We start from the raw sequence: 22879 nt of genomic DNA, 5'->3' as shown, positions 1-22879 counted from the left end.
TCGCCTGCCACGCGCTCGCGCCCTCCCGTGCCGCCTATTTGCGCCGCCGGGTCGCCTGCCATCGCGCTCGCGCCCTCCCGTGCCGCCGGCCGGCGCGTAGGTCGTACGGCCGGCGTACCTCGTTGCATCAGGTGTACTTTTCGGTTTTGCTGTGCGAAAGTAAACTTAGATACACGAAAGTTTCGGGGGTAGGCGATTTCGTTGATTCTTTGGCCCATGGTCATCGTTCAATTCTTTATGAGTGCGGCTCTGACAATCATGGCTCCGTTTTTGCCGCTGTATCTGATCCAGATTGGCGTGCATCCGATGTCGCAGGTCGACATGTGGTCCGGTGTGTTAAGCTCAGTCAATTTTCTGATGGCTGCGTTGCTTTCGCCCATCTGGGGGAGTCTGGCTGATCGTTCGGGGCGCAAGGCGATGGTTCTGCGATCCAGCATCGCGATATGCGTATTCACGGCCCTGATGGGCTTCTCTCACAATGTGTGGGAATTGCTTGTTTTGCGTCTGCTCATGGGCATGTTCAGCGGCTTTTCGGCTTCCGCGATCGCGCTTGTGGCAACGCAAATGGACGAGGATAGGCTCGGTTTTGCGCTGGGGTGGCTGAGCACCGGGCAGCTCGTTGGCGGACTTGTCGGACCGCTGATGGGGGGACTCATGGCCGATCTCGTTGGAGACTATCGATTCGTCTTCTTCTGGACGTCCGGAATTTCGTTGCTCGCTGTCGTGATCACCTTGTTTATTGTGAAAGAGCGCAAGGCTGTGAGCCGGTCCGATCAGCGCAAGAAACAGCCAATCTGGAAACAACTGATGACCCTTCGAGATATCGAAGGGTTGTTCCCCATGTTTCTTGTCCTGCTGCTCGCCCAGTTCGCCACGCGATCACTTCAGCCGGTCGTGACCGTCTATGTGAAAGATCTTGCGGGGAATGTGCCATACCTGGCTACGCTCGCGGGATTCGCGTTCTCTGTGACGGGTATGGGGGACCTCATCGCATCTCCGTTTCTCGGCAAGCGCAGCGATCGAATCGGCTACAAACGCGTCCTCCTCATCTCTCTGCTGGCCGACGCGATTTTTACGATCCCGCAGGCGTTCACGCGATCCGTCTGGGTGTTTATCGCCCTGCGCTTCTGTATGGGGATGTTCATGGGTGGAATCCTGCCGACGGCCAACGCTTTGGTTGGACGGTTGACGACGCCCGATAACCGCGGCAAGGTGTATGGCCTAACTAGCAGTGCGACGTTCTTGGGAAGCTTTGCCGGCCCCATGGTCGGCGGCATGGTGTCCGCCGCGTTTAGTATTCCCATCATGTTTTACGTCACGGCGGCACTTTTGCTAGTCAACTGGATATGGATTGCCAAGGTTGTCCATGACCCGTCGTCAAAGGAGTCGACATCATGACATATATTCGACAAGGTCAGCCTGCGTACGTGCGCGCCACGCTTGCTCTCTTCGGCGGGGCGTTTGTGACGTTCGCGGAACTGTACACGACGCAACCCATCATGCCTGAACTCTCCAAGCAGTTTCACGTGTCGCCCGCCGTGTCGAGCCTTTCTCTGTCTGTGGCGACCGCGGCTTTGGCAGTCTCGATGCTCTGGGTTTCCGGGCTTTCCGACACTTGGGGACGCAAGCGGCTGATGTCGGCATCGCTCTTGGCGTCGGCCGTCCTCGCCATCCTTGTGTCGGCATCGCCAAACTTTATCGCGTTGCTTGTGTTGCGCATGCTTCAAGGCGTCGTCATTGCCGGATTTCCCTCGATTGCGATGGCTTATGTCAATGAGGAATTTGATCCGCGAGGTATCGGGCGCGCGATGGGGCTGTATGTGAGCGGCACTTCGGTAGGCGGCATGGTCGGGCGCATGGTGATTGGTGCACTCACGGACGCGTTTTCGTGGCGTTTCGCCATCTTGGTGATGGGGTTGCTCAGTTTGGCGATCTCGCTATGGTTCTGGTTTGCGTTGCCCAAGCCAAGAAACTTTGCGCCCAAGCAAATCGGCATGACGGAAATGTTGGCTCGGTTGGCGAAGGCGTTCACCAACAGAGCGCTCATCGGCATCTATGCGCTTGGCTTTCTGTTGATGGGTGGATTTGTGACCATGTACAACTACGCAGGTTATCTGCTCATGGGTTCTCCATATCATCTCAGCCAGACGTTTGTTGGATTCATCTTCGTCGTCTATTTGATGGGAACGTTCAGTTCGACGTGGATAGGCAATCTGGGGGATTCCATCGGTCGCTCCAAAGCCATGCAAATTTCCATCGCGATCTCGCTCGCGGGCAGCGTAACCACGTTGTTTGAACCACTGATCGTGAAGATCGTCGGGCTCGCCATCTTCACGTTTGGCTTCTTCGGAGCACATTCCACCGCGAGCGGTTGGATTGGGCAGATTGCGCCCACGTACCGCGCACAGGCTTCTTCCGCGTACTTGTTGTTTTACTATGCCGGATCCAGTTTGGTTGGCGCAGTAGGCGGGGTAATCTGGAGCGCCTGTGGATGGCTCGGCGTGATCGCCCTGATTGCCGCGCTGCTTGTCGTCGCCTACGGGGTGGAACGCATCGTGGCGAGAACCACCCTGGAACGAGCGGAGGTTCGATAATTCCTGAGTCCGGGTTATGGCTCAGATGGAAAGACGACATTCTTGATGCCGTCGATTTCCGCGATCACTTGCATCACTTTGTCCGTACCGGCGATTTGTTTTTGCTTGCGGAGAAATAGTTCAATGTCGACCAGACTTTGCTGTTGGTCCATCCGATCAATGGACATCTGTTCAATGCTCAATCCCAACTGTTCCAATGCAGCACTGATCTTCCCAATGAGTCCGGGCTGATCGTCCGCGGTGATCATCACGTGCTGGATGTTGCGAATGAACCGCCGCTCAAGAGGCTTCAACGTGATGAATCCGACGAGAACGAGCACCGCGCTTACGATCCCTATGATGTACATGCCAGCTCCCACAGCTAATCCGATACCTGCTGTTGCCCACACCCCGGCAGCCGTAGTCAAGCCGCGGATTGCGTTTCGTTGAAAGATAATCACGCCGGCGCCAAGAAAGCCGATGCCACTTACGACTTGGGCCGCGACGCGGCTTGGGTCCAAGATAATGGTGTGGTTATTGATAATGTCCATAAAGGCGTATTTCGACACAATCATCATCAGGGCGCTTCCAATGGCGACAATAAAGTGCGTTCTTACACCGGCCTGTTTGTAATGCACTTTTCTCTCGACGCCGATTGCTGCACCGAGTATCCCAGATAGCAATAGCCGTACAACGAATTCCCAATTCTCATGCATACTAAAATTCCTCCTAGGGTCACGAGCATAGGCTCCGAACAGATGAACTATGAAATAAAGGCGATTATGGCACATGATTGTGCCAAAATTCAATCATCGCCGACTTATACGCAAAAAATATGTTGTTAGATCGATCTAACCATTGACGTTAGATATGGCTAACTATAAAATAGGCGTATCGAAGAAAGGTGACTAGTATAGTCAACATTATATTACATAAGGAGAGGTCATCTCATGAAGAGTACTGCTTTGAGAACTAGCCTTGTTTGCTTGGCTGGAGCATTGGTCATTGCTGTGCTGGTATGGCAGGCTGTTACGGCCGCAGGCAACCCAGACCCGACCGCGCACGGCATTTCGCCAACTGCAGGGATCATCGATACAGCCGTCCTCGTCTATCGTGAAGGGCTCGAGTGCATATTGGTCTTGTCCGCAGTCATCGCTGGTCTGATACGCACACAGAAAGTATATTGGAAGCCCATTGCCGGCGGAGCTGGAATCGGGTTTGCAGCCACACTGGTGACATGGTTCATCTTGGTTGGCATTCTTGCGTTGGCTGCCACCACGACGTCAGAGAATAATATTCAAGCGTTTACAGGTCTCCTGGCGATTGTGGTACTCCTGATTGTCATGAACTGGTTCTTCCACCGCATCTATTGGACAGGGTGGATTTCCTTTCAAAATCGAAAGAAAAAAGAACTTATCCATTCGATCGAGTCGGCGGGGGACGACCGCATGGAAGCAGTCAAATCTGTTGCTTACAAAGGGCTGGTCGTCCTAGGTTTCGCCTCGGTGTATCGAGAAGGATTTGAAGTAGATATCTTTCTCCAGAGCATTCGCTTGCAAGTGGGAACCGCGAATGTGGTACTCGGAACGGCTTTCGGCTTGGTGTTGATCTTGATCACTGGCTATTTTACATTCATTGCCCATCAGAAGCTTCCGTACAAAAGAATGCTTGTGTTCACTGGGATCATGCTCGGTGTCGTCTTTGAAATCATGGTTGGCGAGCAAGTCAATGAGATGCAGTTGGCCAACTGGATTCCGACGCACACGTTTGGCGTGAATATCCCAGCTTGGGCGGGCACGTGGTTCTCTGTCTTTAACAACTGGGAAACGGTGATTGCACAGATTATCGCAGCCATCTTCATCATTGGCTCGTATTATGCGGCCCGCATGGAGCGGTTCAAGCCGCGCGGTAAGACCACGGTTTCCACCGCGGCTGTTTCCACGGAATGAACCTTATCGTTGAAGCTGTACCACTCCATGAGATCGCGATACATCGGGGCAGAGGTTGTTCGTTGAAGAACAGTCTCTGCCCCTTCGACGTTTTTGGCCGCGTTTATTCACTTGCGAACTGTATGAATTTCTTATAGTATTATATTCAAACAAGGAGGTGAGTACGCAATGGGACATTACCTGCGTGTACAGGAAGCGGCATCATTGCTGGGTGTTGCACCATCCACCATTCGCTGGTACTGTGCGCAAGGCTGGTTGCCAACGTATTGGGTGGGCAGCGGACAAGTGGGTCATCGCCGGTTCTTGTACGGCGACGTGGAAGCTCTAGGCAAGCGGTTGGGTCGTATCATTCCACCCGAACCAGACTGGAGTGCGCAATCGGACTGGAATCTTTCCATGCTTGCCGAGTACTTGGGATTGTCGACGAGGTTTCTAACCAATGTGGGTATTGCGACCACAGGCATGCAGTTTACGTGGGAGCAAGTTCAGGACATCGAGCGAACCATCTACGGAAGCGTAAGTCGCGATCATATTGAAACGGAGGATGATGAAATGCAAGAGAATGAACATCCGATGGAAGACCACGGGTACCAGAGAGGCGCGTCTGCACACTGCGGACCGGGGCATCAGCCGCCATTCGGGCCTGGATTCATGGGATTTGGCCCCCATCGAGATCCTCGTCGCGATCCTCGAATGAAGCCGGGGAGGCGCGGTGCGATGCAGGCGCTGCGACCGATGCAGGATTGGATCGACATGGACCAGTTGGACGCGACCAACCTGCTCGCCCTGAAGCGGGCGCTTCGCCACTTGGAGGCGCAGAAATTGGATTTGGAAGACGTGATCGCAGAACTAAAGAAGAAGATTGAGATGCACCCTGATTACGACGGCGAGTGAGGGACACAAGGGGACGACGTGGTGGCAGGCCGAGGCGTCACGGCGCTTCTTAACTGCCACCGATGGCACTATCTCCTCACAGTGACTTTCGTGTTGCCTGACTCCGATTGGATGGAGAATTGAGCTTTGATATCCCTGGCTCTGCTTGCCATGATCTCCATTCCGTAGCGTCCGTCGTGAACCGTGTTCGTGTGAAACCCGATACCATTGTCTTGGATGAGGAACGTCCAATGCGAGTGATCGGCGCTTTCGGAAGTCAATCGCACCGTCACATGGGTGGCTTGGGAGTGCTTGATCACATTGGCTATTGCTTCTTGAAGAATTCCAAACAATTGAACTTGGTCGGCTGGACTAAGCGTGATATCGCGATCCGAGACTTGAAAATCCCACGATATATTCCGCTCAGATAGCGACTTGTCCAAGAAGAAACGGATCCGTTCGCCAAAATCGGATCCTTCCAGGGGATCCTGCCTCAGATTGAATATGGCCTGCCGTATGTTTTCGTCGATCTCGCGCAAAGAGAGAAGCACATCACCGAGGTCCTTCTCCAACGTCTCTACCATTCCTTGCTGAAATTTCGTCCTGGCGGAAGAGACTTGTACGCCTGAGTAAAAGATGGATTGTGCAATCTGATCGTGCAACACGCGCGCCAATCGCTCCCGCTCCAGGAGAATGGCCCGCGATGCTCGCTCTTGGCTTAGCTCTTGTTCTTTTTTGGCATACGTGAGAAACAGCGTTCGGGACACCAGTGCGATCACGCCGGCATCGATACAGGCTGTAATCCAATTTCCCAATTCCATGGGGAGGATATTCTCCAATAATGTATGTCTTATAGTCTCAAAGAGGCCAATCACGATGGCTGGGGTTAAAAACAACGAGACTTTGGTTCGTAATGGAATCATCGGAACCTCCGCAAATGTAGAGCATTTCGCCAATGACGCGGCGAGTCCATTATACTAGTGAATGACGAACCATGAGACAGGGATTTGTGACAGGGACGATGGTCAGGGGGCATTCCATGCGAAATTATGACATTTTAGTGGCCGATGACAACGAAATGGCGCGTAAAGCCATCCGCATTCTGTTGGATTCGGAGCCGCGGCTGAATGTGGTCGCGGAGGCGACGAACGGGCAAGAAGCTGTGGAAAAGGCGATGCAATGGATGCCGGACTTAGTCCTCATGGATATCAATATGCCTGTTCTTAACGGTTTTGAGGCGACCCGAATCATCAAACGCGAACTGCCTTATATGACTGTCGTGATTCTCAGCGTCTCGGACGACGCGGCGGATCTGTTTGAAGCCATTCGTCATGGGGCACAAGGCTATTTGGTCAAAAGCTTGCAGCCTGCCGAGTGGGTTACCTATCTACTCGGGATCTTGCAAGGCGAAGCACACGTCACACAATCGATGGCGGAACGAATTCTGGCTGAGTTTAAGACTGGATCTCTCAAAGAGACGCCGTCGGCCCCGAATGCTCTGACTGCCCGCGAACGAGAAATTTTACAATTCGTCAAACAGGGGGCCACCAACAAAGAGATTGCCGAGGCGCTCTTCATTTCGGAAAACACAGTGAAAAACCATTTGAAAAATATCATGGCGAAGCTGCATATCAAAAATCGTGTTCAACTTGCGGTGTATGCGCGCGATCACGTCGATGAAAAGTGACGAATCCATGAAGAAATCATCGCCAACGATTCCCTGGAATATGCTGAACTGAGAAGCTCCTTCAGACAAGGGGATAGTTCAGTGAAGTGCACATTACACAGACGATTCGGGGCCGAATATGCGCAGGTCATTCCCGTCACTCTATGGTTTGCCATATCCGTCTTCGCAGTCTGGAATCCGGAACCGCTCGGGCCGCTGTGGCGAGTGTTGTATCTCGTTGGTTCTCTCGTGGTTCTCTATTTGGTCTTGCATTGGCTGACGGCAAGGCCGATTCGATTCAAAATATCGCAGTACGCTCCCTCCGTACCGCGAATGGATCCTTCTGAACTGCTGTGCCGTGAGCGTCGTCTGCGAACGCTGGTGAATTCCATCTCCGAGCCAGTCTGCTTCACAGATGGCCAAGGTCGATGGCTTGACGCCAACACGGCGATGTTGCGGCTGACGGGACTCCATATGGACGGTTATCAGAGGAAAACTGGGAAGCAATTGATGACGAATTGCCAGGACAAGCATGGGCAGTTGTTACTTCAACTGTCGGGCATTCAGAACGAGGATCCCGGTAAGATTGCGCACGTTCGTCACATCCACAGAGAGCAAGGTACGCCGTTTGTCGCTTACGACGTCACGAAAATTCCAATCCACTCAAACGATCGCGAGGTCGAGTGGGCGGTCCTGTTTCGAGATGCAACCGAAGAATATCGAACCATTGAAAAATTGAGGGAGAGCGAGCAGCGCTATCGCTCCTTGTTCGATCACGACGGCGACATGGTCGTGTCCGTGGATTTGAATGGCGTCATCCAGTCGGTGAATCCCTCGTGCACACCGATCCTTGGGTATCAACCAGAGGAGTTAATCGGGAGGTATTATGCGGACTTGATTGCGCCTGAATATCGACTGGGCGCCAAGGAACGATTTGACCGGATCGTTCGAGGTGAGCTGTTGAGTTTATTCGCCGGCCTTCTTCATAAGAGCGGCAGGCAGATAGAAGTCTACGAAAAGAAGATACCGATCCTCGTGGATGGCCGAGTGACGGGATTCTTCTGGACGATTCGCGACATCACGAGCCAGCGTCTCGCAGAAGAACTTCTGATTAAATCCGAACGACTGTCCGCGATTGGACAAATGGCGGCAAGCATCGCGCATGAAATACGAAATCCGTTGACGGCGCTGAAGGGTTTTGTGCAACTCATGTTGCAGTCCCGGGAAGTCAGAGAGCCATACCTTGTCATTATGCAAAGTGAATTGGAGCGCATTGACCTGATCGCCGGCGAACTGTTGGTATTTTCCAAACCGTCGGCTCCACATATGGAACGACAGAACTACGTAAGCATTCTGAATGAGGTGCTCGACCTCATGGACCCACATGCCGCTTTGCACAACATTTGCATGAGCAAGCGCATAGTAGCGACCGAGATCGAAATCAACTGTGACAAAAATCGGCTGAAGCAGGTATTCGTGAACGTATTAAAAAATTCGATTGAAGCGATGCCGACCGGCGGGGAGATCGAGATTGAAGTTCGTGTTGCCGACGACAAAGTGGTGACGACGATACGAGACAATGGGCCCGGGATCGCAAAAGACACATTGGAATACGTCGGCGAGCCGTTTTACACGACCAAGCCGTCCGGAACAGGACTCGGAATTGTCGCGAGTCGAAAAATTATCGAATCGCATCTGGGGACACTCGAGATTGACAGCGAGGAGGGAAGGGGCACCGAAGTTCGGATTGAGATTCCACTGTAGGCAGTGTGAAATAACTGACAAAAACCGCCTTTCTGAACATCCTGTCGATGCCAGAGAGGCGGTTTCCGTGTTTTGGGGTTTAGAGGCTCGCTGAATAATCGGCGGCGACTGTGCTGTCTTCTCCGTTGTACACTTTTGCTGCGTTGAACGCGAGGGTCAAAACGACTGTGACGATCACGTTCACAATGAGAGCCCAAATGGCTGCGTACGCCGCAATGGGATGACCGAAGAGATTGAGGACATACGTTGTCGACTTAAAGCCTGTTGTCGACCACATGTAAATACCGTAGACGATGCCTGCGAGCCAGCCAATCAGCAATGCTCGGCGGTGGAACCAACGCGTGTACAGGCCCAATATGAGGGCTGGAAGCGTTTGCAGCACAAGGATACCGCCGACTTGCTGCATGCTGATCGCGTATTGTTGAGGAAATCCAATGATGAAGACCAGTGCGCCAAGTTTGACGAGGAGCGAAACGATTTTTGCAACTTTTGCCTCGTGCTGACTAGTCGCATTCTTGTAAAAGAAGGTTTTGTAGATATTGCGGGTAAACAGGTTGGAAGCCGCAATGGACATGATTGCCGCTGGAACCAGTGCGCCAATCGCGATTGCCGCAAATCCGAAACCTGCAAACCATCCAGGAAACTCTTTGATGAACAACAACGGCACGGCGGACGACGTCGACTTGGTGTTGATCCCCGCTGCGAGCGCCATAAATCCGAGCAATGCAATAATGCCGAGCGCAAACGAATAGGCCGGCAACAGGGCCATGTTGCGTTTCACGGCTTTGCGGCTGTTGGCGCTGAATACGCCCGTCATCGCGTGCGGATACAGGAACAGGGCCAGGGCAGAACCAAAGGCGAGCGTGCCGTAGACAGACGCTGTTTGCGGCGACGTGATGAATGCGCCTGGCGGCGTATGGGTCGCGAGCGCCGTTTGCGCGGAGTGGAATATGTGGCTGAATCCACCAAGCTTGATAGGAATGACGATAATGGCGACAATCACTGTGATGTAAATCATCAAATCCTTGACAACGGCGATCATCGCCGGTGCCCGAAGTCCGCTCGTGTACGTATACAGCGCGAGAATGATGAACGCCACAATCAAGGGCCAGTCGCCGCCGATGCCCATGGCCGCAATCACAGCTTGCATACCTGTCAACTGAAGCGCGATGTAAGGCATCGTTGCGACGATACCCGTGATCGCGATCGCCAGAGCCAGCAATTTGTCGTCGAAACGGCCCTCGACAAAATCAGCGGCCGTGACGTAGCCGTGCTTCTTGGCGACTGACCAAAGTCGGGGCAGAATGATGAAAAAGACAGGATAGACGACGATGGTGTACGGTACTGCGTAAAAACCCATGGCACCGGCCCCGTACATCAGGGCGGGAACGGCGATAAACGTGTAGGCGGTATAGAGATCTCCACCGACGAGGAACCACGTGATGATGGTGCCGAAACGGCGCCCCGCCAAGCCCCATTCTTCAAGCTGAGAGAGGTCCCCCCTTCGCCATCTGGCGGCGACAAAGCCAAGAACGGTTACAAGTGCGAAAAGAATGATAAAGACGATAAGAGCGGCCCATTGCATAGGGAATTCATCCCTCCTTTTGTGGATTCTCTGCTAGTTCTCTTTGAGAGCAAGGTACATGACGAACGTCACCAGCGAACTAATGATGACCCAAAGCATTTGATACCAGTAGAAAAATGGAATTCCCCACAGGGTTGGCGTAACCGATGAGTAGAACGCCGGAAATAAGGTACCAATCAAGGGGATCAGGGCAAGCAAGTACCACCAAGGGCTGCCCTTTTTCTTCGACGTTGCTTCGTCCACAAGACAACCTCCCTTCCAGGACGCAGCGTTGGGATCATCCCAACTCAGAGATACAGGCTGATGGAAGCGCGTTCATGCTTGTTCGCACTCGACTTCGGGTCGAGTATGACACGTCCTATTTTAAATATCTACTCTTGTTTGTCAAAAATTCTAAAATGTCTGGTAGTTGGTCTCGGCATGTTGCTCATTTTGTAAAGTTTGATCTCCGACCACTGGTTTACGTGGGCTCACCGTCCAGTGATATAATGACCACGTTTGGTGAGGACGGATTTGAAACAGTGGAGGGAATTCGATGGCACGTCTGGCAACGGAACAACTGTCTGTTGGATACACGGATGAGTTCATTGTTCGGAATCTGGATTTGGCGATTCCCGACGGCCAAATCACCGCGCTCGTCGGTGCAAATGGCTCAGGAAAGTCAACCATCTTGAAGACCATGGCTAGGTTGATGAAGGCGAAATCGGGTCACGTATATCTTGACGGGAAGTCAATTACGCGACTCCCATCGCGCGATCTCGCCAAAGAGCTGGCAATCCTCCCGCAAAATCCTGTTGCACCGGATGGCTTGACGGTACGGGAATTGGTGTCGTATGGGAGATTTCCCTACCAACGCGGGTTCGGAACGCTGACACGCACGGATAGAGAGATGATAGATTGGGCGCTTTCCGTGACTGGAATGGAGACCTTGGCGGATAGACTCGTTGATCAGATGTCGGGTGGTCAGCGGCAACGCGCTTGGATTGCGATGGCGTTGGCCCAAGGGACGGATATCCTGTTTCTCGACGAGCCGACGACCTTCCTGGACATTGCGCATCAACTCGAAGTGTTGGAATTGCTGGAACGCCTGCATCGGGAGCAGAAGCGCACCATTGTCATGGTCCTTCATGATTTGAATCACGCTGCAAGATACGCGCATTATATTGTGGCGATTCGCCACGGCGAAGCCATCTATCGAGGGACACCGAACGAAGTTATTCACGAACAAATGTGCCGGGAGGTATTTGGCATTGAGGCCGATATCATACCGGATCCACGTACGGGTACCATGCTCTGTATCCCGCACGGGTTGGCGCGGGTGGATCAAGCGTCAAAGGTGTAAACGTGCCTTCCATCGGAACGACTTCAACCGGAACGATGTTCGAACTGACCCAATGCCATATGTCTCTCCTCAAGTAACGTCCATCTCCGATCGATTAGTATCAACTAACTATTGAAGTTAGACATAGCAAACAGTATACTTACAGTACATGAAAGATGACTAAATCAGTCATGTATGACAACGGACTGTTCATCTCTCGTTTTTGGCGGAGTGGACTTACGAGTTGAGGAGAGATTGTGGATGATGGGTACATACAAAGTTTGGGCAGTTGCGTTGTCCGTCGCGGTGTCGACTGTCACTTTGGCCGGATGTGAGACAGGGGCAAACAATCAAGCTGCGAATCAGGCCAATGGAGCAGCCAGTATCGCGCAAGCACACGCGCAGCCGAAGACTGTGATTGATGGCATGGGTCATCGCGTCACGGTTCCAGCCAATCCGCAGCGCATATGGGCGCCGACACTGGAAGATCCATTGATTACCTTAGGCGAGACCAAGGAGATTGTTGGGCAGTATTCGAGCGGCAATGTGGTGGACGACTATCTCCAAAAATGGCTTAAAGGCGTTCCCCATATCGATTTTTCAGGTAATGGATTGGATCCGGAATCGGTATTGGCGTTGAATCCGGACTTTATCATATTATTCTCCACCGTGTTAGCTGAAAACGGGAAGTACGCGCAGTATTCCAAGATTGCACCGACGTACGTGTTCAATGTCAAGAGTGGCGCGCAGGCCACTTGGCGTCAAGAACTACTTACGTTGGGAAAGTTGTTGAACAAGTCTGCGAAGGCGCAAGCGGCGCTCAAGCAATATGACAAAATCGTCGCGGCTGCCAAAGCAAAACTAAAATCGACGGTAGGGAATCATACGGTCGCGATTATCGAACCGTCAGGAAAGCAGCTGTTTTTGATTGGGCCGGGCAACTTCGCTGGACAAGAAGTGTATGGAGATTTGGGATTGACTCCGCCAGCGATTGCGAAGGGCTGGGGGGAAATTTCGTTTGAAGAATTGCCGCAGCTCAAGGCGGATGACATTTTTGTAGTTACAGGAAATGACAGCAGTGCAGAACTGCAAGCATTAAAAAACAATCCGGTGTGGAAGGACCTTCCTGCCGTGAAGGCGGGGCATGTATACACCGTGAACTACGGGCACTGGGTGAATAACGGCGTGATCGCGAATGAGGATGTCATTTCCGATGTGGTACGCGATCTCGCGAAGTAAAGGATATGCGGCGTATGTGGACAGACGAATTCACGCGGTTGTTCAGGATGACGACAGCAAGTCAAAGTGAACGAACCTATACTTGCGCTGTATCCGAACTGATTGACGGAACCTGGTTAGCGGCTTTCCTGAAGACATATCAAATGTCCATCCGGGCGGACGCGGAAGAAGTCGCCGCGGTTGCTTTCGCAAAGTGGTTCGCTTTTGTCGCCGCGGGTTTTCAGTACGGTTTGTCCGTGAGAAACGCCGCGCTGGATTTGTCCCCGGAGAGGCTGCATATCGAATTGTACCCGGATGGGGAAGCGTATTGTTTCTCATTTCGAGTGGATTCGTGGAAGATGGTCAAGGCCCCTGGTACGGCTGCTGGCCGCTTGGCATGGCGAGAAAGGGAACTGTTCACTTTCTATCGGCAAACCGTTCATCCGCTTTTCGATGCGTTAAGTGGACGAACCGGTATCTCGGCCCGTGAATTATGGGGCCAGCTGCCGCCGAAATTCAGATGGTTTCTGGACATGTTTCAACACGTGAGAGATCCGCAGTTGTCCGAACGAGTCGCTGCAGACTATGCGTATTTGCAAGGATTGCCTGGAAGCCTGTTTGGATGCAAACGCAATCCGCTGGATGTGAGATGGCGAACCGTCGAGAGTCTGGAAGATCCGAATCAACAGGTATATTTGCAACCAACCTGTTGCTTGGATTACCGTCGATCCGGCGGACAGTATTGTTTCAATTGCCCGCGGCTGAAAGAATCGGAGCGTGCGGATCGGCGTGCTCAATATCGTGCGCAAGCCATCGCCCAACCTGAGTTGTAGGAATGAGATAGGTCGATGAACGAAACCAGACAGGCATTATCTCAGTCAATGGAACAAGTGAAATCGCGGCCGCGAATTGCCGTCATTGCTCTCATTTCGGGTCTTGTCGTCCTAGTGTTCGCCATGGCGGTCTCCGTCTCCGTTGGGGCCGATCCGGTGCCTATATCCACGGTTTGGCAAGCTTTGTTCCATTTTCAATCACACGTAACCAATCAGCAGGTCATTCGAGCCATCCGTATGCCTCGGGCTGTCGCGGGCGCGTTCGTCGGCGCTGGATTTGCCGTCGCAGGTGCGCTGATGCAAGGCATGACCCGAAATCCGCTCGCCGACCCAGGTTTGCTTGCAATCAACGGCGGATCGGAATTGTTGTTGGCGCTCAGTTTCGCGCTGACGCCAAAACTCCCGTTCTCAGGATTGCTGGTTTGTTCATTTGTCGGGGCAGGAGTGGGCGCAGCACTGGTATATGGCATCGGATCGCTGTCGCGCGGCGGCTTGACACCGATTCGCCTAGCCCTGTCCGGAGCCGCCATCAGCGCTTTATTGGTGGCATTGAGTCAGGGGATCGCCTTGTACTTCGGACTCAGCCAGGATTTGACCTATTGGCTCGCCGGGGGCTTGTCCGGAGTTACGTGGAACCAGGTCGACTGGATGATGCCAGTGGTCGCAATCGGACTGCTCGGATCTGTGGGTCTATCCCGGCAAATCACGTTGCTGAGCTTAGGCGAGGATGTTGCTGTCTCTCTGGGGCAACGGGTTATGCGTACGCGACTATTCGGGGTATTGTGGGTCGTCCTGTTGGCTGGTTCCGCGGTCGCCATCGGTGGACCCATCGCGTTCGTGGGCCTGGTCGTTCCACACATGACGAGGTCGCTCGTTGGGGCGGATTATCGCTGGATTATTCCAGGTTCGGCGATCTTCGGCGCGCTGCTGATGGTGATTGCCGATGTCGCCGCGCGGATGATCAATCCGCCGTACGAAACTCCAATAGGTGCGTTGATTGCCCTCATCGGCGTCCCGTTCTTTCTCTACTTGGCTCGGCAGGACAGGGGGATTCACTAATGTTTGCGCACCAATCGACAAGCCCACCAGCTGTTCGGTCGGGATCGCGCCGAAACAAGGCGTGGTTCGTGCAGAGCGCGCTTGCTGTATTCATCGTATTGGTGTTTGTTTGGAGCATGGATACCGGGGTTATCCACTTGTCACCGGTCGATCTCGCGCGCACCATGCTTGGTTCAGGCTCGTCCAAGGACAATCTGATCTTATTCGACTTTCGGTTGCCGCGGATTGTCATTTGTGTCCTTGCGGGAGCTGGTTTGGCCGTTTCTGGCTGTATACTGCAAGGAATCACCCGAAATCCATTGTCCGATCCCGGCATTCTCGGCATCAACGCTGGCGCTGGCCTGGTCGTCGTTCTATGTATTACGGTGCTGCCCAACCTGGAAGGATCATTCCTGTTGCCGATGTTCGCTTTCGTTGGCGCAGGTCTCACAGCAGCCCTGATTTACCTATGCACGTGGAAACGCGGCGAAGGCCTTCGCCCGACGCGGTTAGTCTTGGTTGGCATCGCCATCGCTGCCGCCATCAATGCCATCATGATGATTCTCGAACTGACACTCGATCCACAGAACTTCCAATTCGTAGCCACCTGGCTCGCGGGCAGCATCATGGGAACGGACTGGCAGTATGTCGTGGCCCTGTTGCCGTGGATCGTCGTGTTAATTCCATTTGTCATTTTCAAGGCTCGCACTTTGAATGTATTGAATCTTGGCGATTCATTGGCCATCGGACTCGGCGTCGCCATGGAGCGAGAACGATTGATTCTGCTCGGCTGTTCCGTAGCGCTCGCTGGCGCGTGTGTCGCCGCGCTTGGCAGCATCGCTTTCATTGGATTGATTGCGCCGCACGTGGCTCGTCGTCTCGTTGGAGCTCGACATCAGGTTCTCGTTTCAACCTCCGCTTTTACCGGCAGTCTGCTGCTGCTTCTTGCTGACTCATTGTCCCGCGTAATGGCGCATAACATCGAAATTCCCACGGGGATCGTCGTGGCGGTGATTGGTACACCGTATTTTCTGTATTTGTTGGCCAAAGCCCGGGGGTAGGCGAATGTATGATCCAATGCAGGAAAAACACTTGCGTATATGAAATAAATCCCCTACGATAATGCAAATGCATAGTAATCCAATTGTTTTATCGGATATTAAAATGAAATGGGAGGTTCGACGAAATGACAGAAGCAAAGCAATTGCGACCAGAAACGCTGGCCGTCCACGCAGGGCAGGAAATTGATCCAACCACGTTTTCCCGCGCAGTTCCAATTTACCAGACGACGTCCTACGGATTCCGCGACTCCGATCACGCCGCAGACCTGTTCGCCCTGAAAGAGTTCGGCAACATCTATACCCGCATCATGAATCCAACCACGGACGTCTTCGAAAAGCGGGTTGCCGCGCTTGAAGGCGGTGCGGCCGCGTTGGCGACCGCTTCGGGACAGGCGGCTATCACCTACTCCATCTTGAACATCGCCGGCGCGGGCGACGAAATCGTTTCTTCGACGAGTTTGTACGGCGGGACGTACAATTTGTTCGCTCATACGTTTCAGAAGATTGGGATAACCGTGCGCTTTGTCGATCCGGAGAATCCGGAGAATTTCCGTGCCGCGATCACGCCGAAGACGAAGGCCCTCTACGCCGAAACCATCGGCAATCCGAAGGGTGACGTGCTCGACGTGGAGGCTGTGGCCAAGATTGCGCATGAGCACGGCATCCCGCTGATCGTCGACAACACATTTCCAAGCCCGTACCTGCTCCGTCCTATCGATCACGGGGCCGACATTGTGGTCCACTCGGCGACAAAATTTATCGGCGGACATGGGACGTCGATTGGCGGCGTCATTGTCGACGGCGGTAAGTTTGACTGGGCCGCGAGCGGCAAGTTCCCGGGGTTGACGACGCCGGATCCGAGCTACCACGGTGTGGTTTTCTCCGAGGCTGTGGGACCCATTGCGTACATCATCAAGGCCCGCGTTCAATTGCTGCGCGACATGGGGGCGTCTTTGTCTCCGTTCAACGCGTTCCTCCTGTTGCAAGGCCTGGAGACGCTTCACCTGAGGATGCAGAGGCACAGTGAGAATGCGCTCGCGGTCGCGAATTTCCTTGAAACCCATCCAGCCGTTTCGTGGGTCAATTATCCCGGGCTCGAGAGTCACGCGTCTTACGAATTGGCCAAGAAGTATTTGCCAAAGGGTCAAGGCGCGATTCTGACGTTTGAAATTCAGGGCGGCGTCTCGGCAGGCAAGAAGGTCATCGAGTCGGTGAAGCTGTTCTCGCATCTCGCGAATGTGGGGGATTCCAAGTCGCTCATCATTCACCCGGCCAGCACCACGCACCAGCAGATGTCGGAGGAGGAGCAATTGGCCGCCGGCGTCACGCCTGGCTTGATTCGACTGTCGATTGGCACGGAGGCGATTGAGGACATTTTGGATGACTTGAGGCAAGCCATCGATGCGAGCCAACAGATCTGAGTTCGAATCGAACTCGAGACACGCGAAGCATTCGCTCGCGTGTTTTTTGTTTCGGGCGCAAATTCAGCTCTACTGGAATGCCCAATCGGATCCAGGTACACTTGTGAATGACAGACAGACGAGCCAATCGAGATGGTGATGGAGGGGAATCGGTTATGGCTATTGTCGCGGTAAGCGTGGCACCGTTGGGAACCGGCAACACAAGTGTCAGTGAGTATGTCGTCGAAACGCAAAGAGTTCTCGCTCGATATCCAAACTTGAAAACTCGACTCGATCCGATGTTTACAACTATTGAGGGCGAACTGTCGGAGATTTTTGCGGCGATTGAAGAGATGCACGAGGCACTCGTGGCGATGGGTGCTCAAAGGCTGTCCACGGTCGTGAAGATCGACGATCGCCGAGACGTTCAACACGCGATGGAAGAAAAGGTCTCCGTCGTTCAGGCGCAACTGAATCAACAGAATTGAAGGTGGCTTGCAGACGATGGTGCAGACGCAAGATGACGATGAACTCCTCTTGAGAGCGAAACAAGTACTGAAGCGATACTTTGGCTACGATTCTTTCCGCGAAGGACAGGAACGGATTATCAGCAGCGTGCTGCGCGGCGTGGATACGGTTGGCGTGATGCCGACGGGCGGCGGCAAGTCGCTGTGCTACCAGATACCTGCCTTGGTGTTGGACGGGGTGATTGTGGTTGTCTCGCCGTTGGTGTCATTGATGAAGGACCAGGTGGATTCGCTGACGGCCTTTGGCATTCCTAACGTTCATCAACAGTTCGCTGACGGCGCTGGACGTTCGCGATCGCATGAGGCAGGCGGAGGTAGGCGTCTTTAAGCTGATCTACGTCTCTCCCGAGCGGCTGGAAGTCGAAGGGTTCGCCAAATGGCTGAACAGCTTGCGGCCTTCATGTGTCGCAGTGGACGAAGCACACTGTCTCTCTCACTGGGGGCACGACTTCCGGCCCAGTTATCAACTGATCGCTCCTTTTTTAGATCAATTGGACAATCGGCCCGTCGTGGCGGCGCTAACCGCGACGGCGACGCCAGAAGTGGTGAAGGACATCAGCGCGTCGCTGCGATTGCACAACCCAGATGTCTATATCGCTGGTTTCGCCCGCGAGAATTTGTCGTTGTCGGTGCTGTCCGGCTGGGATCGTCGAGAATACATCCTGAACTACGTGGCCAATCATTCCGAAGAGTGCGGCATCGTGTACGCGGCTACGCGCAAAGAGGTGGATGCGCTGTACGAAGTCCTGCAGCGGCATGGTTGCGCGGTTGGGCGGTACCATGGCGGGATGAGCGCTGCCGAGCGAACGCACAGTCAAAATCAGTTTCTCTACGATGAAATCCGTGTGATGGTGGCGACCAACGCGTTTGGCATGGGTATCGACAAGTCAAACGTACGGTTTGTGATCCACCACAATATGCCGAAAAATCTCGAAGCCTATTACCAGGAAGTGGGGCGGGCGGGGCGCGACGGCACGCCGAGTGAGTGTGTGCTGTTGTACAGCCCCGAAGATGTCGCGATTCAAAAGTACTTGATTGATCAAAGTGTCGGGTCGGAGGACAGGCGGCGGATCGAGCTCAGGAAATTGTACGCCATGGCAGACTACTGCCAGACGACCGAATGCCTGCAGAAGTTTATCCTCGGCTACTTCGGCGAGTCCGCGGGGGACTGCAGCCGCTGCGGTAACTGCCAGCAGACGTTCGATGTGGAGGACATCACCGTGCCTGCGCAGCAGATCCTCTCCTGCGTGCACCGACTTCGAGGGCGGTATGGGATCAAGCTGGTGGTCGGAGTACTCAGAGGATCGAAGGATCAACGGATTGTCAAACTTGGGTTGGACAAGCTGCCCACGTATGGGTTGATGAAGACGACACCTGAAAAAACGGTGATGGGCCTGATACGCAACCTCGTGGCTGGCGGTTACCTGCGTCTCACAGCGGACAAGTATCCTGTGCTGCAACTGCTTCCAAAGGCAGGGCCAGTTCTCAAGCAAGAAGCGCGCGTGCTGGCGAAAGTGCTGCATGTGTCGCGGAGCAACGTCTCGAGACCCAAGGACACGGGCTTATTTGAGCAGCTTCGGCAGTTGCGCAGGCGTTTGGCCGAGGATCAAGGCATTCCTCCATACATTATCTTCTCCGACGCCACACTCCGTGAATTGGCTGAGCTTTGCCCGTTGGACAAGCGATCCATGCTCAGGGTGAAAGGGGTCGGGGAACTGAAGTTCGAGCGTTATGGTCAGCAATTCCTCGACGTCATCCAGAGCCACCTGTCTGCGCCGAGTCAACCACTTTAACGCGATTGGATGAGATCCCAAGGCTTGAAAGGCCGGACTTCAGCCAGCCTTTCATCTACCCGGCGTTTTCGCGCGATGCGTCCGAGAGATAGGCCTTCACTGCCGATCCGAGCCGAAAGATCCCTTCTTCAATTTGGTCGGGGGGATAATAGGAAAAACTCAGCCGCATCCGATTTGCGCCGCTTTCCGAGACGTAGAACGGTTGGCCGCCGACGAAGCTGACGCCATGCCTGAGGGCACAGCTCCAGAGAGCCGCTGTTTCAACGTGTTCGGGCAGTGTCGCCCAGACAAAAAAACCTCCTTTTGGCATTGTCCAACTGCAACCTTCCGGCATACACGACGCCATCGCCCGAATCATCGCATCACAGCGAGCATGGTACATTGCTGCGATGGATCGAACATGATGGTCGTAATCCATCGACTCGAGCAAGTTGGCCATCATCTCTTGAATCAGCCCGCCGGTTCCCCCTTCCGCCTTCATGGACTGCAGGCCCTGAATGATCTGCTCCGGTGCGATGACGGAACCCAGGCGAAATCCAGGAGCGATGGTTTTGGAAAATGTCGATACATACAACGTGTTTTCCGGTGCCATGGTTCGAATAGGCGGAGAGACGGCTCCAGAGAAACCCAGTTCACCGTAGGCATCGTCTTCGACGATGTAAAATCCATATTCGCGCGCGAGGCGGGCAAGGTGTTCGCGCCGTGGTCCGGACATGGTTAAGCCAGTTGGGTTGTGGTAGTTCGGAATGGTGTACAGCAGCTTGGGCATCGGAGCGTTGCTGTTCTTTCGATGGATCAAATCTTCTTCAACCGCATCCGTGATCAAACCGTCGTGGTCGATCGGAAATCCTCGCAGTGTCGCACCATTGAGCGTGAATATGTGGATGGCCCCAAAATACGTTGGTTCCTCCATCCACACCTCGTCACCGGGATCCAAAAACAGCCGACCAATCAAGTCCAGAGCCTGCGAAGAACCGTTCGTGACGAGCACGGCGCCGTGTTCTGCCGACGTTCCCCATTGCCTGGCGAATCTTGCCGCGATGAAGTTCGGCAACCGTCGAGTCCCCGTCGCTCCACCGTATTGGAGCGCTTTGACATGATCCGCGTGCAACGCTCGCATGCAGGCCTCTTGGAGATTCGGGATCTGAAACAACGATTCGTCAGGCAATCCAAAATTCAGCGAAATGATCTCGTCGTTTTCCACCGAACGCCCGGAAAATTGAAATGCGGAGATCCCAGCTTTTCGCTTTGAACGTTCCGCGAACACGACCGAATGGTCCAAGTTCCCTGTTCCTGATCGAATCATTGACTCCACTCCTTCTGTGGTCATGAAGACCCAACGCCTGCGATGACCAAAGTGTATGGCGATTTCAGTGAGACTGCAACACGTTATGTTAAGTTAAATTACATTAAAAATAAAAATTTACACAATTTATTGACTAAATCACCTGAAATGGCATATTGTGTTCATAAATACTCACATAATATTCTCAATTCAGTCTGAAAAGCGGGTGAGGGCTGGGGCATTTCAAGTTTATGTGTAATTAAACATTACATGAAGAGGTGATTGAACATGGAACCAGCGTTGAAACAGAAGGCGGTCTCTGTCGATCCGGATGCAAAAGAGTACAAGCGAGAGCTGACGTTTCGCGATCTTCTGATGGTTTCCATCACCGGCGTGATCGGGTCGGGGTGGCTGTTTGGATCGTTTAACGCAGCAAAGACAGCTGGCGCTGGTTCCATCGTCGCTTGGGTGCTTGGCGCATTCGCCATTCTCCTGAGCACACTGCCCAATTCCGAACTCGTCGGCATGTTCCCTCGCGCCGGCGGTGCGATGCGTTACCCGATGTATTCTCATGGCAGCTTTGTTGGTTTCATGGTGGCGTGGGGAAGCTGGATTCCAGGCGCCGCAGGCGCGGCGACAGAGGCCTCTGCGGTGATTCAATACGCGAGTTCCTATCTTCCGGCGCTGTTCTCAGGAAGCCGCATGAGCGCCCTTGGCATTTTCCTGGCCGCCGTGCTCGTCTGCGTATTCTCGTACGTGAATTTTTTGGGAATTCGCTGGTTTGCCCGGATCAACACACCGCTTACGATTGTCAAACTGATTGTCCCGGTCTCCACCATCATCATCTTGCTCATCACCAGCTTTCATCCTGCGAATTTCACCTCTGTCGCGTCAGGTGGGTTCTTCCCGACTGGGATGAAAGGCGTGTTTGTGGCGCTTGCGACGTCAGGGATTATCTATTCGTACCTTGGTTCCACGGGTCCGATTCAGTTGGCTGCTGAAGCGAGAAATCCGAAAAAGCACATTCCACTCGCGATTCTGGCAGTGGTGGGGATCTCGTTTGTCGTCTATGTCCTCTTGCAGGTCGTGTTCATTGGGGCACTTCCAACGAACGTTCTGCACAGTGGATGGACCAGTCTCGATTTCAATGCGCCCTTTGTGCAGTTGTTGACCTCCGTGAATCTTGTCTGGTTTTCGTACATTCTCTACGCGGACTCCGTCGTCTCGCCATCCGGAACGGCCTTGACAGGTACAGCCACCGTGGCTCGCATCCTCTATGCGATGGGGTTGCAGGGATGGGCACCGAAAAGATTGGCGACGGTGGATAAGTCGCGAGGCGTTCCTGTTGCAGCCATCGTCGTGAACACCGTTGTCGGCTTGATCTTCCTGCTTCCATTTCCAAGCTGGCAATCGCTCATCAGTGTCGTCGTCACTTGCGCGGTGTTTACGAATCTCGTAACCCCCGCCACGGTCAGTGTGTTGAGAAGAACGGTTCCGAATCAAAGCCGACCCTTTCGCGTTCCCTGGCTGAACCTGACGGCGCCTGTCGCCAGCGCGGTGTCGTGTCTGATCATCTATTGGATCGGTTGGCCAACCACCGGGCGAGTCATGCTGTTCTTCGCCGTCGGCATCGTATTGTACTTGATGGCCATGGCGAGGCAGAAATGGCCGCGTCGACACTTGGCGGCTGGTTTCTGGTTGATTGGCGCCATGATCTTTCTCCCCTTGATGTCCTACCTTGGCACGTATGAAGGCAAAGGCATCATCCCTGCGCCATGGGATTCCATCATCGTCGGCCTCGGAGGCATCGTCTTCTGGGTGCTTGGCGCTTTGTCGGGCCTGTCGTTCCCTGCGGCGCTGCACGGGCAGATCCCGGTAGGATCCGAATCGTACGACGTCGAGGAACCTGAACTGGTGGACTATGATCTCAACTTCTAAGACATCGTTCGCCCTCGCTCATCACATCACCGAGACAAAGGAGTGGGTTGAATGA

21 protein-coding genes are annotated in these 22879 nt (G+C 53.7%); 16 read left to right on the top strand and 5 right to left on the bottom strand.

From position 1 onward, the window contains the following. Nucleotides 1-201: 201 nt before the first annotated feature. Nucleotides 202-1398 carry an MFS transporter gene (locus AAC01S_RS14200; RefSeq protein ID WP_169794054.1) on the top strand — a complete coding sequence of 399 codons (1197 nt, stop codon included), beginning with the start codon at nt 202-204 and terminating at the stop codon, nt 1396-1398. Continuing rightward, nucleotides 1395-2594 (top strand): MFS transporter, encoded by a 1200-nt coding sequence (locus AAC01S_RS14195; protein ID WP_067623690.1) that lies wholly within the window; start codon nt 1395-1397, stop codon nt 2592-2594. Before AAC01S_RS14200 ends, AAC01S_RS14195 begins: the two co-directional genes overlap by 4 nt. 14 nt (nt 2595-2608) lie before the next feature. Here AAC01S_RS14195 and AAC01S_RS14190 read toward each other — a convergent pair whose 3' ends face one another. Beyond that, on the bottom strand, nt 2609-3289 hold the full coding sequence (locus AAC01S_RS14190) for an MgtC/SapB family protein (protein WP_083511822.1): 681 nt from the start codon (nt 3287-3289) through the stop codon (nt 2609-2611). A gap of 234 nt (nt 3290-3523) precedes the next feature. Between AAC01S_RS14190 and AAC01S_RS14185 the strand changes: the two genes are divergently transcribed. Together AAC01S_RS14185 and AAC01S_RS14180 are read left to right on the top strand one after the other, a co-directional pair. Further along, the gene (locus AAC01S_RS14185; RefSeq protein ID WP_067623688.1) at nt 3524-4522 is read left to right on the top strand and encodes an FTR1 family iron permease; all 999 of its coding nucleotides are present in this window, start codon (nt 3524-3526) and stop codon (nt 4520-4522) included. Nucleotides 4523-4690: 168 nt separating this feature from the next. Then, nucleotides 4691-5416 carry a helix-turn-helix domain-containing protein gene (locus tag AAC01S_RS14180; protein ID WP_067623685.1) on the top strand — a complete coding sequence of 242 codons (726 nt, stop codon included), beginning with the start codon at nt 4691-4693 and terminating at the stop codon, nt 5414-5416. Between the two features lie 68 nt (nt 5417-5484). On the opposite strand, the gene AAC01S_RS14175 is transcribed toward AAC01S_RS14180, so the two are convergent. Further along, on the bottom strand, nt 5485-6318 hold the full coding sequence (locus tag AAC01S_RS14175) for a sensor histidine kinase (protein ID WP_083511821.1): 834 nt from the start codon (nt 6316-6318) through the stop codon (nt 5485-5487). Between the two features lie 116 nt (nt 6319-6434). On the opposite strand from AAC01S_RS14175, the gene AAC01S_RS14170 reads away from it, so the two are divergent. Together AAC01S_RS14170 and AAC01S_RS14165 are read left to right on the top strand one after the other, a co-directional pair. Then, on the top strand, nt 6435-7082 hold the full coding sequence (locus AAC01S_RS14170; protein ID WP_067623679.1) for a response regulator: 648 nt from the start codon (nt 6435-6437) through the stop codon (nt 7080-7082). A gap of 81 nt (nt 7083-7163) precedes the next feature. Beyond that, complete coding sequence (locus AAC01S_RS14165) at nt 7164-8825, top strand: PAS domain S-box protein (RefSeq protein ID WP_067623676.1); 1662 nt, start codon at nt 7164-7166, stop codon at nt 8823-8825. A gap of 79 nt (nt 8826-8904) precedes the next feature. Here AAC01S_RS14165 and mctP read toward each other — a convergent pair whose 3' ends face one another. After that, nucleotides 8905-10410, bottom strand: a complete 1506-nt coding sequence (gene mctP, locus AAC01S_RS14160; protein ID WP_067623674.1) for a monocarboxylate uptake permease MctP — start codon at nt 10408-10410, stop codon at nt 8905-8907. A gap of 33 nt (nt 10411-10443) precedes the next feature. After that, nucleotides 10444-10653 carry a DUF3311 domain-containing protein gene (locus AAC01S_RS14155; RefSeq protein WP_067623671.1) on the bottom strand — a complete coding sequence of 70 codons (210 nt, stop codon included), beginning with the start codon at nt 10651-10653 and terminating at the stop codon, nt 10444-10446. A gap of 292 nt (nt 10654-10945) precedes the next feature. Here AAC01S_RS14155 and AAC01S_RS14150 point away from each other — a divergent pair, with 292 nt between their 5' ends. The 9 genes from AAC01S_RS14150 (at nt 10946) to AAC01S_RS14115 (ending at nt 19601) form a co-directional block, all read left to right on the top strand. Then, complete coding sequence (locus AAC01S_RS14150; RefSeq protein ID WP_067623668.1) at nt 10946-11752, top strand: ABC transporter ATP-binding protein; 807 nt, start codon at nt 10946-10948, stop codon at nt 11750-11752. Between the two features lie 240 nt (nt 11753-11992). Beyond that, the gene (locus AAC01S_RS14145) at nt 11993-12970 is read left to right on the top strand and encodes an ABC transporter substrate-binding protein (RefSeq protein WP_067623666.1); all 978 of its coding nucleotides are present in this window, start codon (nt 11993-11995) and stop codon (nt 12968-12970) included. Between the two features lie 14 nt (nt 12971-12984). Beyond that, a complete protein-coding gene (locus tag AAC01S_RS14140) occupies nt 12985-13782 on the top strand; it encodes an IucA/IucC family C-terminal-domain containing protein (protein WP_067623660.1) in 798 nt (265 codons plus the stop codon). A 15-nt stretch (nt 13783-13797) separates the two neighbouring features. Further along, nucleotides 13798-14841, top strand: coding sequence for a FecCD family ABC transporter permease (locus AAC01S_RS14135; RefSeq protein WP_067623657.1), 1044 nt, complete (start codon nt 13798-13800; stop codon nt 14839-14841). Further along, the gene (locus AAC01S_RS14130; RefSeq protein WP_067623655.1) at nt 14841-15881 is read left to right on the top strand and encodes a FecCD family ABC transporter permease; all 1041 of its coding nucleotides are present in this window, start codon (nt 14841-14843) and stop codon (nt 15879-15881) included. The genes AAC01S_RS14135 and AAC01S_RS14130 overlap by 1 nt, the downstream gene beginning before the upstream one ends. Nucleotides 15882-16006: 125 nt before the next feature. Then, nucleotides 16007-17302 carry a homocysteine synthase gene (locus AAC01S_RS14125; RefSeq protein ID WP_067623652.1) on the top strand — a complete coding sequence of 432 codons (1296 nt, stop codon included), beginning with the start codon at nt 16007-16009 and terminating at the stop codon, nt 17300-17302. A gap of 155 nt (nt 17303-17457) precedes the next feature. Continuing rightward, nucleotides 17458-17769: an MTH1187 family thiamine-binding protein gene (locus AAC01S_RS14120; RefSeq protein ID WP_067623649.1), complete on the top strand. Its 312-nt coding sequence runs from the start codon at nt 17458-17460 to the stop codon at nt 17767-17769. A 16-nt stretch (nt 17770-17785) separates the two neighbouring features. Next, a complete protein-coding gene (locus AAC01S_RS20150; protein WP_306307190.1) occupies nt 17786-18136 on the top strand; it encodes a DEAD/DEAH box helicase in 351 nt (116 codons plus the stop codon). After that, on the top strand, nt 18108-19601 hold the full coding sequence (locus tag AAC01S_RS14115) for a RecQ family ATP-dependent DNA helicase (RefSeq protein ID WP_306307189.1): 1494 nt from the start codon (nt 18108-18110) through the stop codon (nt 19599-19601). Before AAC01S_RS20150 ends, AAC01S_RS14115 begins: the two co-directional genes overlap by 29 nt. A 55-nt stretch (nt 19602-19656) precedes the next feature. Here AAC01S_RS14115 and AAC01S_RS14110 read toward each other — a convergent pair whose 3' ends face one another. Next, complete coding sequence (locus AAC01S_RS14110; RefSeq protein ID WP_067623647.1) at nt 19657-20907, bottom strand: aminotransferase-like domain-containing protein; 1251 nt, start codon at nt 20905-20907, stop codon at nt 19657-19659. Between the two features lie 267 nt (nt 20908-21174). Here AAC01S_RS14110 and AAC01S_RS14105 point away from each other — a divergent pair, with 267 nt between their 5' ends. Further along, nucleotides 21175-22824, top strand: coding sequence for an APC family permease (locus AAC01S_RS14105; protein WP_067623645.1), 1650 nt, complete (start codon nt 21175-21177; stop codon nt 22822-22824). Nucleotides 22825-22879: the final 55 nt, after the last annotated feature.

The organism is Alicyclobacillus acidiphilus NBRC 100859 (genome assembly GCF_001544355.1).
In the GTDB taxonomy this organism is placed as follows: domain Bacteria; phylum Bacillota; class Bacilli; order Alicyclobacillales; family Alicyclobacillaceae; genus Alicyclobacillus; species Alicyclobacillus acidiphilus.
This window is presented reverse-complemented; position numbering and strand designations above follow the sequence as displayed.

Excerpts from the sequence above, each read along its gene's own strand:
- AAC01S_RS14130 (WP_067623655.1), top strand. The coding sequence starts at position 14,841 with ATGTTTGCGCACCAATCGACAAGCCCACCAGCTGTTCGGTCGGGATCG.
- AAC01S_RS14180 (WP_067623685.1), top strand. The coding sequence starts at position 4,691 with ATGGGACATTACCTGCGTGTACAGGAAGCGGCATCATTGCTGGGTGTT.
- AAC01S_RS14170 (WP_067623679.1), top strand. The coding sequence starts at position 6,435 with ATGCGAAATTATGACATTTTAGTGGCCGATGACAACGAAATGGCGCGT.
- AAC01S_RS14115 (WP_306307189.1), top strand. The coding sequence starts at position 18,108 with ATGAGGCAGGCGGAGGTAGGCGTCTTTAAGCTGATCTACGTCTCTCCC.
- AAC01S_RS14195 (WP_067623690.1), top strand. The coding sequence starts at position 1,395 with ATGACATATATTCGACAAGGTCAGCCTGCGTACGTGCGCGCCACGCTT.
- AAC01S_RS20150 (WP_306307190.1), top strand. The coding sequence starts at position 17,786 with ATGGTGCAGACGCAAGATGACGATGAACTCCTCTTGAGAGCGAAACAA.
- AAC01S_RS14145 (WP_067623666.1), top strand. The coding sequence starts at position 11,993 with ATGATGGGTACATACAAAGTTTGGGCAGTTGCGTTGTCCGTCGCGGTG.
- AAC01S_RS14120 (WP_067623649.1), top strand. The coding sequence starts at position 17,458 with ATGGCTATTGTCGCGGTAAGCGTGGCACCGTTGGGAACCGGCAACACA.
- mctP (WP_067623674.1), bottom strand. The coding sequence starts at position 10,410 with ATGCAATGGGCCGCTCTTATCGTCTTTATCATTCTTTTCGCACTTGTA.
- AAC01S_RS14175 (WP_083511821.1), bottom strand. The coding sequence starts at position 6,318 with ATGATTCCATTACGAACCAAAGTCTCGTTGTTTTTAACCCCAGCCATC.
- AAC01S_RS14125 (WP_067623652.1), top strand. The coding sequence starts at position 16,007 with ATGACAGAAGCAAAGCAATTGCGACCAGAAACGCTGGCCGTCCACGCA.
- AAC01S_RS14135 (WP_067623657.1), top strand. The coding sequence starts at position 13,798 with ATGAACGAAACCAGACAGGCATTATCTCAGTCAATGGAACAAGTGAAA.
- AAC01S_RS14110 (WP_067623647.1), bottom strand. The coding sequence starts at position 20,907 with ATGATTCGATCAGGAACAGGGAACTTGGACCATTCGGTCGTGTTCGCG.
- AAC01S_RS14190 (WP_083511822.1), bottom strand. The coding sequence starts at position 3,289 with ATGCATGAGAATTGGGAATTCGTTGTACGGCTATTGCTATCTGGGATA.
- AAC01S_RS14150 (WP_067623668.1), top strand. The coding sequence starts at position 10,946 with ATGGCACGTCTGGCAACGGAACAACTGTCTGTTGGATACACGGATGAG.
- AAC01S_RS14140 (WP_067623660.1), top strand. The coding sequence starts at position 12,985 with ATGTGGACAGACGAATTCACGCGGTTGTTCAGGATGACGACAGCAAGT.
- AAC01S_RS14105 (WP_067623645.1), top strand. The coding sequence starts at position 21,175 with ATGGAACCAGCGTTGAAACAGAAGGCGGTCTCTGTCGATCCGGATGCA.
- AAC01S_RS14185 (WP_067623688.1), top strand. The coding sequence starts at position 3,524 with ATGAAGAGTACTGCTTTGAGAACTAGCCTTGTTTGCTTGGCTGGAGCA.